Below are 13231 nucleotides of genomic sequence, written 5' to 3' on the forward strand. Positions count from 1 at the left end.
CGACAGCGGATTGCATTCGTCAGCGAGGGCGTCGCGCCGTGGTTCATGCCGGGCGGTTCACGCCTGCAATCCCCCGAAGAGCTTTACCGCCAGCGGCTTGCCGATGGGTCCGCGCCAGATGCGCTGTGCATCGCTGCCGTGGGCCTGTTGCCAGCGCAGGCCGAGCGTGCGTTGCTCGGCGCGCTTGATGTGCGCCTTGTCGAACTGTTCGAAGGCAGCCCGCTCCCGCCGATAGTGAAAGTGCGCGTACCACAGGGTCACGGCTGGCTGGACACTGATGTCGCGGATGACGTACTCCTGCAGGAAATCAGTCTCACCCTGTGCGGTGGCGATGTTGGTACGCGTCCCTACTTTGACGATGTCGACCTGGCGCTGCTCGACCAGGTAGTCCAGATAGCCCTCGGTCGGGGTCTGGCTACCCATCGCCTGCTTGATCCGCAGCGTCCGGCCCTTGGCCCGCAGCTCTTGGGCGCGCGCGCGCAGGCGGTGGGCCAGTTCGTGCGTCGGCGCCTGTTGTTCGATGAGTTGGGCGCGCAGTTCCAGTTGCCGGCCTTGATTGACCATCAGGTCTTCCAGGTTGGCAGGCGCCTCGCCGGGTATGGCATAGCCCTGCACCCGCTGCTCGTGGGCGGGGGTGGCATCCAGCCAGGTTTGGCCCTCGGTGATCAATTCGGCCAAGGGCCGTGACGGTGTATGCAGCGAACTTGCCGACGGCGCATCCTGCAAGCGCCACTGGCCCGCGACACGGCGATAGGTTTCAAGCCTGCCGCCGGAACCGGTCAAGGTAAAGATCTGCTCGCCGTCCGCTGCCCGGCCTTCGTCACCGATGAAGAAATCATGCTCATGGGTCTCGAACACCCGACGCGTGGCATGCCCCGCGGGTCTTGCGCGCCGCGCCAGGTTGCTCAGTTGCGGGATCGTCCGGTCGGCATGTTCGATCAAGCGATTCAGCGACTGGATCATGCGTTCGAACTGATCGGGCTCGAAGCGATCGGGACGGTTGCGCACCCAAGTGTTCATCTGATTACGGTAATCGACGTAGATCTGGCGCGAGCTGTGCAGCACATTCTGCCGTTCGCGCAGCCCGGATGTGGTTTCCAGCAACTGAAAATGACTTTCCAGGCCATGATGGAAACGGTTTCTCATGGCCTGGGTGTCGAGCAGATGAAACATGTCCGCCACGTTGGAGGTGTCTGCGGTCTTGTGGGCCAGTTGAGTGAGGTTGGACGCGCGAGCAATCTCCAGGTCGACCTCTGCCATGCCCTCCAAAGCCTCGCGCAGGTGCGCACGGTCGCTGCGCAGGGTGACTTTCTCTGCCCAGGCCTGCGCCTGCTGCAGGCGCTGCTCCATGAGGTTGAACTGTTGATCCAGAGTCAGGCGGGTGCGCCGCTGTTCAAGCATCTGCCTGATGGGAAGATCGAACAATTCGCCAGCGGGCCGGGTTTGGTTGAGTGTCTCGGTGAGTTCGGTGATCGAACGCTTGGCCAGATTGGCATGGTTGATTCTGCGGCCTGCAACGATGTAGGCCACTTCGCTCTGGAACTGGCGATTGCGCTTGAGGAAGTCGCGGGACACGTAGCCCTCGTGTTCCTGCAACAGCCGGTACAGCGCCTCGGCCCCTGCGATGTCACTGGCACAGGCGGCTTCGGCGCGGGTTCGTTGCCGTGGGTCGGCGGCTAGCTGTCTGATCAGGGCCTCATGCTGATTCATCTGCTCGCGCAATGCCGTGCTCTTGTGATCGATGCTGCTGGCGAGTTCGAAATGGCGGCGATACTGGCGATCCACCAGCCAGCGCGGCAGCCGCTCACGGATCGCTGCGGGCCAGAGCGGTTGCAGGCCATCGGCGGCGCGATGTCCGAGATAGCCGAGCACGTTACCGCCGCCCGCCAGGCCATCGTTGATCAGCGTGCCATAGAGCGCGCCGTGGGTTTGCCAGTGCCCGTTCGGGTCCAGTGCAATGGGCTGCCGGTAGGTCTTGCTGGTGGTGCCATGCAGCCGCCAGGTCTGCGGGCTGGCGTGCCGTGTGACCTGGTAGGGCAGGCCGTCGCGCAGGATGAAATCGCCTTTGGCGTGGCGATAGATGCCTTGGTACAGGCCATGGCTGCCGGGTTGCACGCCACTGAGGTCAAGCGGTAGGCGGTAATGGTAGCCGGCGAACGGGTTGCTCAGGCCGGCCGGGGCAGGCTTCGTCGGACCGGGTGCGCCTGCACGCCGCGCCAGCATCGACCATTGGCGGTTGCGGGCGAGCAAGCGGCCGCTGGAGGGCGCGGTAACAGCGCCCGGCAGGATGTCGATGGCCGCATCGATCAGCGCGCCGAGCAGCGCTTCGAGTTGGTTGAGCGACTCGCCGAGTTCACCGATACGTAGCGCATCGACCGCCGCATTGGCCGCTGTCCAGGCATCGAACAGGGCCACTGCGGTACCCACGAACGGCAACACGCCGATGGCCATCTTGATGTAGTTGAACACGTTGCCATGGGCCAGCGCCGCCTGTTCCAGGTACAGGGCGTCGTTGCTGCGACCTCGTCGGCGCTGGGCTTCGACCAGCCGGCCCATATGGGCGTCGAGCAGATGGCTGGCGAGCGAAGTCGTCGCCGGCCAGGAGCGGCCGACACCGATCAACTTGTCGAACCGGCGCAGGCCGGCCTGTTCGATCCGCGCCCTGTGGCTGGCAACGCTGCCAGTGATTGCCCGGTCGGCGAGATAGTCGGCCATCTTGCTGTCGAACGTCAGATCGAACAGCCGCAGGCGTGCTTCTTCCAGGCTCGGGTATTCGCGCAGGCAGCGATGGTCGGGGGCATCGGGCAAATACAGCAGGGTCTGGCCGCCATTGCGATCATGAATGAAGGTCACTCCAGACAACGTGGTGGGCAAGCCGTGGGTGTCGCTGCCGCCGACCGTCAGCCGTGCCGGCAGCAACTGCACGTCACGCCCGCTCGCGCGGAACGCCGCGGCGTCGCTGGCATCGGTGGCGAGCAGTGCCAGGGCATGGCCGGAGAGGCTGATACTGCCTTGGTGGCGAGCATACTCGCTGTGCATGTGCAGCATCAGCCGTATGGGTTCGAGCAGGCATTCACGTTGGTGGGCGAGGGCATGCGCGGAGTGCTCCGCGTGGCCGAGGAACGCCTGGCGAATCTTGTCTTCGCATGCCTGCGCCAGATTCAGCTCGCGGATCGTTCGCCGCAGATAGTTCAGGTCGATACCTGCCGACACGCGGGCGCATTCCTCGCGATCTGTTTCGGTATCGCCACTGGCCACTTGCACGCGCATGAAACCCAGGCGCTGCAGCATGTCGGCATCGATGTTGTGCTGTGCCAGCCTGGCGAGCGGCCATGGCGTGCGCTTCGGGCCGGGGGTGGCCACGGTTTGCTGAGGGGTGCCGGGAGCGCCGGAGCCGGCCACCGGGACTTTGCGATGGACCAGGCGGTCGGGAATGTCGACCACCACCTCCACGTCTTCGGTCAGGTTGAAGTCGGCACGCAGCCGCTGCTGCAGCAGCGTGTCGGCGTAATGGTCCAGGTCAGGCAGGTCACGTTCCAGTTGTGCATTCGAAGCGCGTGCTGCACGTACATAGTCGCTGATCAGCGATTTGAGACGCAGGCGGTCATTCGTCGTCAGCGTTTTGAGCCAGTCGGGCAGGCCATTTTCCAGGCTTTCACTGAACCCTTCCTGGGTCAATTGCACGTAGGCTTGGTCGCGTGCTGCGTGAGCGGGAACCAGCAATCGCTCGGAGGTGTTGCGGGTGAGTCGCTGCAAGGCTTCCAGGCGTTGCCGCTGATGGGTCGCCGCTGGCAGCTTTTCGATGAACTCGCCGGCCTCCTGCTCGCACGCATGCAATTGACCTTGCAGGCCGTAGTCGAAGATGTCGCCGGCAACCGGCGACAGATTCAAGCGGACAGTGTCTGCAGGATCGTTCAGGCGCAACAGCGACTGCTTGAGCTGCGCCAGCGAGTCGAATGCCTCCAGCCCGCCACCCAGGCCAGGCCAGTAGACCAGCACGAAGCCTGTGCCTGCCAGGGCCTGAGTGTGCATGAACGCCACCGCCCCATGCAGTTCCTGTACATGAGTCGTGGTGCCAGTGCCGTTCACGCTCGACATGGACACGGACATCGCGCAGGCGATACCGGCCTGGGCATCACGCTTGCTCGCCTGCGGGTGCGACAACACGGCGTGCATCAGCTGTACCTGGGCCGTGGTCAACAGGCCCAGCGCCTGTTGCACGGCCACTTCGGCGCGCAGACCGTCCAGACGGGCCTGATAGAGGGCCGCGTAATGGGTGTTGGGCAGGTAGCGCAGACGGTAGAGATCTTCCAGCCTGGCCGCGTTCAGCAACCCCGCTGCGGCCTGGGCTGCGCGTTCCTGGGTGGCGGTGAGGGTGGCGAGCAAGGTTTTCAAGCGCGCCCAGCCAGGGCTGGCGCTGCCCGCTCGAAGGTCATCGCCGAGCAGCTGCAGCAGTGCCAGATGCTGGCGCTTGACCTCGGCCCAACGCTGGCTTTGGGGAATGTCCGCAGCGAGGCTGCCGAAGGCTGCGAAGTTGTCCGCCGAAGGCGTTGGTTCGGGCGCGTCGAAGGCGGGCAGGCGGGCGAACGGCGGTTCGCTTGTCGGCGCGATTGCAGCTTTGCCCTGGGCAGCGGTGTCGTTTTCGCCACTGCAAGCCAGAAAGGCAAGCGATGCTTGCATGTAGCGAGTGCGGCAATGGCTCAACCATTCCTTGCAGGCGCTGGCCAGTTGCGCCGGTTGATAGCTGAGTTTGACCGCAGCATCGGCTTGCAGCGTCGCGTGCGGCCACACCTGAGTGCGGTTCTGCAGCAGGTAGGTCTGTAATGCCTGGCGATCGGCAAAAGCCTTCAATGCAGGATCGCAGGATGGCAGGTAGAGCAACTGCATCACTGGCGCATCGCTGTCCGGGGTCACTACCAGTGCGCCTGCTGCTTTGTGCTTGACCCCTTCTCGGGTGCGCAGCGCAATGGTTTCCAGATAGATCGACGGCGATTCGCTTTCGCTGCCGCCTTCGAGCAGGGTCAGCAGCGGCAGCAGTTGCGCGTGGGTCAGTTGTGCATGGTAGTAGGCCAGGCGCGCGGCCGCTTGCATGTGGTCGAGGAACGCCTGCTCGGCCACGGCGCGGCGGGAAAGGGCGGTGTGCGCTGCCCGTCCGTTCCAGTAGTCGAGCCAGCGCTGCTTGAGCGCCTGCTCCCGCGTCTGCGCCGTGACCTCCGCAGGCTGAAGGACATCGGTCGCGCGTGGGGCGTTCTGCAGCAGCGCCTGCAGGCGCATGCGGGCGCGCTCCCAGAGCTGGGAGCCTTCCTGGAGCAGATGATCGTGGCGCAGCGAATAGAGGCGTTGTGCAGGGGGGCGAGTGGTAAAGGCGTTGCTGGCATCGCTCATGGACCGGGTTTCCTGATGTCGAGGTGATGACCGGTAGAGTCATCGCGCTCGACATTACGAACCTTGCACGGGAGGACAGGGCGCTACTTAGATAGGCCGGACTGAATAGTCCTGCGCAGCGTTTCTGCAACAGGCGCTCAGCGGACCGCGCTGACACCGTCCAGCGTCGAGAACGAGGTGTCCTTGGCGGTCAGCAGAAAGTCACGCATGTACGGAGCGTCGAGCATGTCGGTGCGTACCGCGGCGTACAGCGTTGCGAACAGGCCTTTGTCGCCCAGGCGCTTGGCCTTCACATAGCCCCGTGAACTGTATTCGTGCAACGCCCAGTGGGGCATGCCACACACGCCTCGGCCACTGGCCACCAACTGCATCATCATCACCGTCAGTTCCGAGGTGCGCACTTGCGCCGGCTCGATATCGGCCGGCTCCAGGAAGCGCGTGAAGATGTCCAGCCGATCGCGCTCCACCGGGTAGGTGATAAGTGTTTCACTGGCCAGGTCTTCCGGCACGATGAAAGGCTTGCCTGCCAGCGCGTGCTGGTTGGCCACCGCCAGCATGGCTTCGTAGGTGAACAGCGGCACATAGGTAATACCGGGCAGCTCCAGCGGGTCCGAGGTGACCACCAGGTCGAGGTCGCCACGTGCCAGGGCTGGCAGTGGTGCGAATGCAAAGCCGGAAGCCAGGTCCAGTTCCACTTCCGGCCAGGCATCGCGGAACTGGTCGATGGTCGGCATCAGCCATTGGAAGCAGCTGTGGCATTCGATGGCCATGTGCAACCGACCCGCCGTGCCGCCGGCCAGCCGGGCGATGTCACGCTCGGCACCGCGCAGCAGCGGCAGGGTGGCATCTGCCAATTGCAGAAGGCGCAGTCCGGCACTGGTGAAGCGGATCGGCTTGGTCTTGCGCACGAACAACTGCAGGCCCAGGCGCTCTTCCAGCTCCTTGAACTGATGAGAAAGCGCCGATTGGGTCAGGTGCAGGCGCTCGGCGGCTTCCACCAGGCTATCGGCCTCGCGCAGGGCGTGCAGGGTTTTCAGGTGACGGATTTCGAGCACCGGGGTCTCCATGAGCAGAACTTGTGATCAACACGAAAAGATTGAGTTTGCCTCATGTTGCTCAGGTTGTCGACAATGGCGCCATCATTTACAAGGAGCTTCACCCATGGCACTGGCCCACACCCTCGGCTTTCCTCGCATCGGCGCCGACCGCGAACTCAAGAAGGCGCTCGAAGCGTATTGGAAAGGCGACATCGACCAAGCGGGGCTGCGCCTTGCAGGACGCGAGCTGCGTGCCCGTCACTGGCAGTTGCAGGCGCAGGCCGGTCTCGAGCTGCTGCCGGTAGGCGACTTTGCCTGGTATGACCAGATGCTCGCCCATTCGCTGGCCTTCGGCGCGGTGCCCGGTCGATTCGCCAAGGCCCTGGGCAGCGACGGCCGGCCCACGCTCGATACGCTGTTCGCCATGGCCCGCGGTGCCAACACCTGCTGCAACGCTGAAGCAGGCCAGACGCAGCACGCACTGGAACTGACCAAGTGGTTCGATACCAACTATCACTATCTGGTGCCCGAGTTCAGCGTCGACCAGCGCTTCCTGCTCAGCTGGGAACAACTGTTCGAGGAAGTCGACGAAGCCATTGCCCTGGGGCACAAGGTCAAGCCGGTGCTGATCGGGCCGCTCACCTACCTGTGGCTGGGCAAGACCAAGGGGCAGCCCTTCGACAAACTCGATCTGCTCGAACGACTGCTGCCGGTGTACGGTGAAATCCTCTCGCGCCTGGCCAGGCAGGGCGTCGAGTGGGTGCAGATCGACGAACCGATCCTGTGTCTGGATCTGCCCCAGGAATGGAAGAACGCCTTCGAGCGCGCTTATCACATCCTTCAGTATTCGCCGCTCAAGAAGCTGCTGGCGACCTACTTTGGCGGCCTGGACGACAACCTTGGCCTGGCTGTGGGCCTGCCGGTGGACGGCCTGCACGTCGACCTGGTGCGCGCACCCGAACAGTTGCCTGCGGTGCTCGACCGCCTGCCGACCTACAAGGTGCTGTCGGTCGGGGTGGTCAACGGTCGCAACGTCTGGCGCTGCGATCTGGCGCAGGCGCTGGTGTCGCTCCACCAGGCCCGCGAGCGCTTCGGTGCCAACCTGTGGGTCGCAAGCTCGTGCTCGCTGCTGCACAGCCCGGTCGATGTGCGCCGCGAGGACCGGCTCGATGCCGAAATCAAAGGCTGGCTGGCCTTCGCCGTGCAGAAGTGCGAGGAGATCGCCGTACTTGGCCAGGCGCTGAATACGCCCGACGCTGCGCAGGTACGCCAGGCCCTGGCGCAGAGCCAGGCGGTGCAGGCCAGCCGGATGCAGTCGCCGCGCATTCACAAGCCTGCCGTGCAAGCGCGTCTGGCTGCGGTCACGGCTGCCGACAGCCGGCGCGCTTCGGCCTTCGCCACGCGCATCGAAGTCCAGCGCGCGCAATTGCGCTTGCCGGCGTTTCCCACCACCACCATCGGTTCCTTCCCGCAAACCGCGTCGATTCGTCTGGCCCGCCAGGCCTACAAGGCCGGCAAGCTCTCGGCCAACGACTACACCGATGCCATGCACTGCGAGATTCGCCATGCGATCCAGGTCCAGGAGCGCCTGGGCCTGGATGTGCTGGTGCACGGCGAGGCCGAGCGCAACGACATGGTGGAATACTTCGCCGAGCAACTGGACGGCTATCTGCTGACGCGGTTCGGCTGGGTGCAGAGCTATGGCTCGCGCTGCGTCAAGCCTGCGGTCATCTACGGCGACATCAGCCGCAACCAGGCCATGACCGTGGACTGGATCGCTTACGCCCAGCGGCAGACGGCCAAGTGGGTCAAGGGCATGCTGACCGGCCCGGTGACCTTGCTGGCGTGGTCGTTCGCCCGCGAAGACCTGCCTCGCGAAGCCCAGGCCCGGCAGTTGGCCCTGGCGGTTCGCGACGAAGTGCAGGATCTGGAGCGCGCTGGGGTGCGCATCATCCAGATCGACGAAGCTGCGTTTCGCGAGGGGCTGCCACTGCGCCGAGCGCAATGGCCAGCCTACCTGGAGTGGGCCGTGCAGGCGTTCCGCCTGTGCTCCAGTGGCGTAGCCGATACCACGCAGATTCATACGCACATGTGCTACAGCGAGTTCAACGACGTGATCCAGGCCATCGCTGCCATGGATGCCGATGTGATCACTATCGAAACCTCGCGCTCGGACATGGAGTTGCTGGAGGCGTTCGAGGCCTTCGACTACCCCAACGACATCGGTCCGGGGGTATACGACATCCATTCACCGCAAGTGCCTGACACCGAGCAGATGCTGCGCCTGTTGACCTTGGCCGCGGCGCGCATCCCGGCCGAACGGCTGTGGGTCAACCCCGATTGCGGGCTCAAGACCCGTGCCTGGCCCGAAACCGAAGCGGCATTGGTCAACATGGTGGCGGCGGCGCGCCAGGCCCGTCAGCGGCTGGCCTGACATCGAACGACATACCGTATGGCGGAGTTCATCAAACGGTCATGGAAGTGTGGCAGCGCGCCGTACGAAAAGTCATCAGACTTGCGCCTCAATGGGGTTCTGCGTTCTGGTGTAAGTCATGCGTCTATGGGTGTTCCTGGCCGCGCTGCTGTGCGGGCAGTGGGTTTTTGCAGCTGCGCGCTGCGATGTCGATGTTCCGCTTCAACACGCTCCACTGGCTCAGGTCAGCCTGGCCTATCAAAGTATCGGACGTCCGCAGGACCCGGCGCTGTTGCTGGTGATGGGGCTGGGTGGACAGTTGATCGATTGGCCCGACGAGGTGGTCAGTGCCCTCTGTGAGCAGGGTTTTCGGGTGATTCGCTTCGATAATCGCGACGTGGGCCTGTCCACCTGGTCACAGGCGCCGCCGTCGGCCAACCTGACATTCGAGGTGCTGCGCTACAAGCTGGGCTTCGCGGTGTCGGCCCCGTACAGCTTGACCGACATGGCCGACGACGCACTGGGGCTGATGGACTTCCTGCAGGTGCAGCGTTTCCATGTGCTGGGCGCCAGCATGGGCGGAATGATCGCCCAGCACCTGGCCGATCGTGCGCCGCAGCGGGTGCAGAGCCTGACCTTGATCATGTCGAGCTCGGGTGCGCCGGGCCTGCCCGAGCCGCGCCCGGCGTTGCTGCAGTTGCTGGCCAAGCGCAGTGCACCGAACCGTGAAGTGGCGCTGGAGCAGCAGGCCGATTTGCTGGCGGCGCTGGGCAACCCGCACGTCGCTGATGACCGTGCCGAACTGCTGCATCAGGCGCAGATGTCATACGACCGGGCGTTCAATCCGCAAGGGGGGCAGCGGCAGATCCTGGCGATCCTGGCAGAGCCCAGCCGAGTGGCGTTGCTCAATCGGCTGCGGGTGCCGACTCTGGTGGTGCATGGCACGGCCGATCCGCTGTTGCCGGTGATGCATGGGGTGCATCTGGCGGCGCATATCCAAGGCAGTCAGTTGCGGCTGATACCGGGGTTGGCGCATCGTTTCCAGGAAGCGTTCAAGGCGCCGCTGCTGGGTGCGGTCCTGCCGTATCTGGCGCAGCAGCGCCAGCGCGAGGGGGTGTTGGCGGGGTTGTAGCCGACTGGGTGTCGGGGAGGGCCTCTCAGTTCAGCCCGTATTTCTTGACCTTGTCGAACAGGGTGGTCTTGGCCATGCCCAGCTCCAGGCTGGCCTGGCTGAGATTGCCTGCCGTGCGCTGCAGGGCTTCGGTCAGCAGGTTGCGCTCGAACGCTTCCACCGCTTCGGAAAAGCCCAGGCTGACCACGGTCGCTGCACCGTTTTTCTTGAACGCCGGCAAACCCAGCGCGTAGCGCTCGGCCACGTTGCGCAGCTCGCGGACGTTGCCGGGCCAGTCATGGCTCATCAGGCGCGACAAGGTTTGTGCATCGAGCTCGGGCGGCTCGCGGTCGAAGCGCAGGGCGGCCATCTGCAGGAAATGCTGAAACAGCTCGAGAATGTCTTCACGGCGCTCGCGCAGCGGCGGCAGTTCCAGCGTCACCACGTTGAGGCGGTAATACAGGTCGCTGCGAAACTGGTTCTGTCGGCTCAACGCGTCCAGATCGGCCTTGGTGGCTGCGATCAGGCGACAGTCGACGGCAATGCTCTGGTTCGACCCCAGGCGTTCCAGGGTGCGCTCCTGCAATACCCGCAGCAGCTTGATCTGCAACGCAATCGGCATGCTTTCCACTTCGTCGAGAAACAGCGTGCCCTGGTCGGCATGCTCGATCTTGCCGATGCGGCGCTTGCCGGCGCCGGTGAAGGCATTGGCTTCATGGCCGAATATTTCGCTTTCGAACAGCTGCTCCGGCAGGCCGCCGCAATTGAGTGCCACGAATGGCTGCGGTTGGCGCCGGCTGAAATCGTGCAGGCAGCGGGCGACCAGTTCCTTGCCGGTCCCGGTTTCACCCTCGATCAACACGTTGGCCGAGGTGTCGGCGACGTTGGCGATCAGCTCGCGCAGGTTGTGCATGGCGGGCGAGCGGCCAATGATGCGGCCTTCCAGCGAACTGCGTTCGGCCAATTGCCGGCGCAGCGAACTGACCTCGCGCGCCAGGCCGCGTCGCTCCAGCGCGCGGCGCACCACGTCCACCAGACGCTCGGGCGAGAAGGGCTTCTCCATGAAGTCATAGGCGCCGCTGCGCATGGCCCCCACGGCCATGGAAATGTCGCCGTGGCCGGTGATCAGCACCACGGGCAGGCTGGGGTCACGCGCTTTCAGCTGGCTCAGCAGTTCCAGGCCATCCATGCCGGGCAGGCGGATGTCGCTGACCACGATACCGGCAAAGTCGTCGCCGATGCAGGCCAGCGCGGCCTCGGCGCTGGCCACGCCCTGGCTGGGAATGTCTTCCAGCGCCAGCGCCTGCTGGCAGCCGAGCAGTACGTGGGGGTCGTCTTCGACGATCAGGACGGTCAAGGCGTTCATGGCGACTCGCTGGGCGACGCTGCCGCGAGCGGCAGGCTGAGAATGAAAGTGGTGCCACCGTCGGCGGGGTGCTCGACGGCCAGGTTGCCACCGGCGGCCGCCGCCAGGCTGGCGGACAGGGTCAGCCCCAGCCCCAGGCCGTGGTCGCCGGGCTTGGTGGTGAAAAAGGGCTCGAACAGATGCTTGCGTGTCTCGACGTCGATGCCGTGGCCGTTGTCGCGCACCTGCACGGCGTAGCGCTCACCCTCCATGCGCCCCTCCAGCCAGAGTGTCGGCTGCGGTTCGCCGGCGGTGGCATCCAGGGCGTTGCCGATCAGGTTGACCAGAATCTGTTCCAGGCGGGTCTGGTCGATCGCCAGCTGCATCTCGCTACAGTTGCGCTGCACGCTCAGGCCACTGGCCTCGATGCGGCTGGCGAGCACCTGCAGCGCACCGTCCAGCGCTTTGCTCAGGCTGGCCTGGCCCTTGTCGTCGCCGCGCCGGGCGAAAGAGCGCAGGCTGGCGGTGATGCGCCCCATGCGGTCGATCAGCTCGTTCATGGTGCTCAGGTTGGTGCTGGCCGTGTCCAGCGCGCCGCGTTCCAGAAAGCGCACGGTATTGCCCGACAAGGTGCGCAAGGCCGCCAGCGGTTGATTGAGTTCGTGGGCGATACTGGTCGACATCTGGCCGATGGCGGCCAGCTTGCCTGCCTGGACCAATTCGTCCTGGGCCTTGCGCAATGTTTCCTCGGCCTGGCGGCGTTCGCGGATCTGACCCTTGAGGCGTTCGTTGCTGGCGCGCAGGTCCTGAGTGCGCTCGGCGATGCGCCGCTCCAGATGACTGTTGGCCTGTTCCAGCGCTTCACGCGCGGCAAGGCGGGTAGCCAGCACCTTGCGTCGCTCGTTCCAGGCAATCAGCAGGAAGGCCAGCAAGGCGAAGGCCACGGCCACCAGCACGCCCTGCACGATGGCTTCGTGCCGCAGATCCTGCATGGAAGTCAGCAGGGTAAAGCGCCAGGGCGTGTCGGCCAGGCGCCGCGACTGCGACAGGTAGGTGACGTCGATGTCTTTGCCTGGCTTGTCGGTGTGGGTGGTGAAGGTGAGCAACTCCACCCCATCGGCCAGGCGCTGGCGGGCGAGCGGTTCGAGCTCGTTGAGCGGCCACCAGTAGTACTGCAGGCTGCGCGCCAGGCGCTCCTTGATTTCCGGGGTCAGCGGGCGCACCGACTTCAAGCGCCGCGCCGGATCGCTGGAAAGAATGATGATGCCGTTCTCGTCGCTGACGAAGGCCTCCAGGCGAGCCTTCTGCCAGCGCTCTTCCAGTGCTTCCAGGCGCACCTTGATCACGGCCACGCCGATCAGCTTGCCGTGCTCCTCCAGGCCGTGGGCGAGGAAATAGCCGGGCTCGCCGGTGGTGCTGCCGATGCCGTAGAAACGCCCGGGCTGGCCGCGAATGGCGGCCTGGAAATAACCGCGGAATGACAGGTCCTCACCGAGAAAACTGTCGGCATCGCGCCAGTTGCTGGTGGCCTGTACACGGCCGGTGGTGTCGAGCACGTAGATGGCGCGGCTGCGGCTGCGACGATTGAGGCCTTCCAGGTAATCGTTGACGGCCTGGCGGTGCTCGCCGTCGGGCTCGTTGAGCAGGGTCGAGACGCTGTCTTCGAGTTCCAGCAGGCTGGGCAAGTAGGTGTACTTGGTGATCTCGCTTTCGACGGCGCGCGCGTGCAGTTCAAGCTGCCGTTCGCCGTTCTCGCTCAGGGCGCGAATGCTGTTGTGCTCGCTGACCAGAAAACCCACGTAGCCCAGGCCCAGCGTCAACAGCAGGATCAGCGGCGGCAGGAACAATTGGCGAATCAGGCGGGGCTTCACGATCAGGTCAGGCTTTGTGGCGGGCAGGCATTTCATCACAGTCGCCTTCAAGCAGCCAGCGTCCTGCGC

The 13231-nt window shown here is 64.8% G+C and carries 6 protein-coding genes; 2 read left to right on the plus strand and 4 right to left on the minus strand.

Features of this window, described 5'->3' with window-relative positions:
• Nucleotides 1-57: 57 nt before the first annotated feature.
• Together IFT98_RS05530 and metR are read right to left on the minus strand one after the other, a co-directional pair.
• Nucleotides 58-5385: a dermonecrotic toxin domain-containing protein gene (locus IFT98_RS05530; protein ID WP_192047685.1), complete on the minus strand. Its 5328-nt coding sequence runs from the start codon at nt 5383-5385 to the stop codon at nt 58-60.
• Nucleotides 5386-5522: 137 nt separating this feature from the next.
• The gene (gene metR, locus IFT98_RS05535) at nt 5523-6440 is read right to left on the minus strand and encodes a transcriptional regulator MetR (RefSeq protein ID WP_043193202.1); all 918 of its coding nucleotides are present in this window, start codon (nt 6438-6440) and stop codon (nt 5523-5525) included.
• Between the two features lie 106 nt (nt 6441-6546).
• Here metR and metE point away from each other — a divergent pair, with 106 nt between their 5' ends.
• Together metE and IFT98_RS05545 are read left to right on the plus strand one after the other, a co-directional pair.
• Nucleotides 6547-8856, plus strand: a complete 2310-nt coding sequence (gene metE / locus IFT98_RS05540; RefSeq protein ID WP_192047686.1) for a 5-methyltetrahydropteroyltriglutamate--homocysteine S-methyltransferase — start codon at nt 6547-6549, stop codon at nt 8854-8856.
• A 118-nt stretch (nt 8857-8974) separates the two neighbouring features.
• Nucleotides 8975-9967 (plus strand): alpha/beta fold hydrolase, encoded by a 993-nt coding sequence (locus IFT98_RS05545; protein WP_192047687.1) that lies wholly within the window; start codon nt 8975-8977, stop codon nt 9965-9967.
• Nucleotides 9968-9992: 25 nt separating this feature from the next.
• Here the strand turns inward: IFT98_RS05545 and IFT98_RS05550 are convergent, their stop codons facing one another.
• Together IFT98_RS05550 and IFT98_RS05555 are read right to left on the minus strand one after the other, a co-directional pair.
• Nucleotides 9993-11312, minus strand: coding sequence for a sigma-54-dependent transcriptional regulator (locus IFT98_RS05550; RefSeq protein WP_192047688.1), 1320 nt, complete (start codon nt 11310-11312; stop codon nt 9993-9995).
• Complete coding sequence (locus IFT98_RS05555; RefSeq protein ID WP_192047689.1) at nt 11309-13198, minus strand: sensor histidine kinase; 1890 nt, start codon at nt 13196-13198, stop codon at nt 11309-11311. The genes IFT98_RS05550 and IFT98_RS05555 overlap by 4 nt, the downstream gene beginning before the upstream one ends.
• Between the last annotated feature and the right edge of the window lie 33 nt (nt 13199-13231).

This window comes from Pseudomonas sp. CFBP 8770, assembly GCF_014841705.1.
Taxonomy (GTDB): domain Bacteria; phylum Pseudomonadota; class Gammaproteobacteria; order Pseudomonadales; family Pseudomonadaceae; genus Aquipseudomonas.

Excerpts from the sequence above, each read along its gene's own strand:
- IFT98_RS05530 (WP_192047685.1), bottom strand. The coding sequence starts at position 5,385 with ATGAGCGATGCCAGCAACGCCTTTACCACTCGCCCCCCTGCACAACGC.
- metE (WP_192047686.1), top strand. The coding sequence starts at position 6,547 with ATGGCACTGGCCCACACCCTCGGCTTTCCTCGCATCGGCGCCGACCGC.
- IFT98_RS05545 (WP_192047687.1), top strand. The coding sequence starts at position 8,975 with ATGCGTCTATGGGTGTTCCTGGCCGCGCTGCTGTGCGGGCAGTGGGTT.
- IFT98_RS05550 (WP_192047688.1), bottom strand. The coding sequence starts at position 11,312 with ATGAACGCCTTGACCGTCCTGATCGTCGAAGACGACCCCCACGTACTG.
- IFT98_RS05555 (WP_192047689.1), bottom strand. The coding sequence starts at position 13,198 with ATGAAATGCCTGCCCGCCACAAAGCCTGACCTGATCGTGAAGCCCCGC.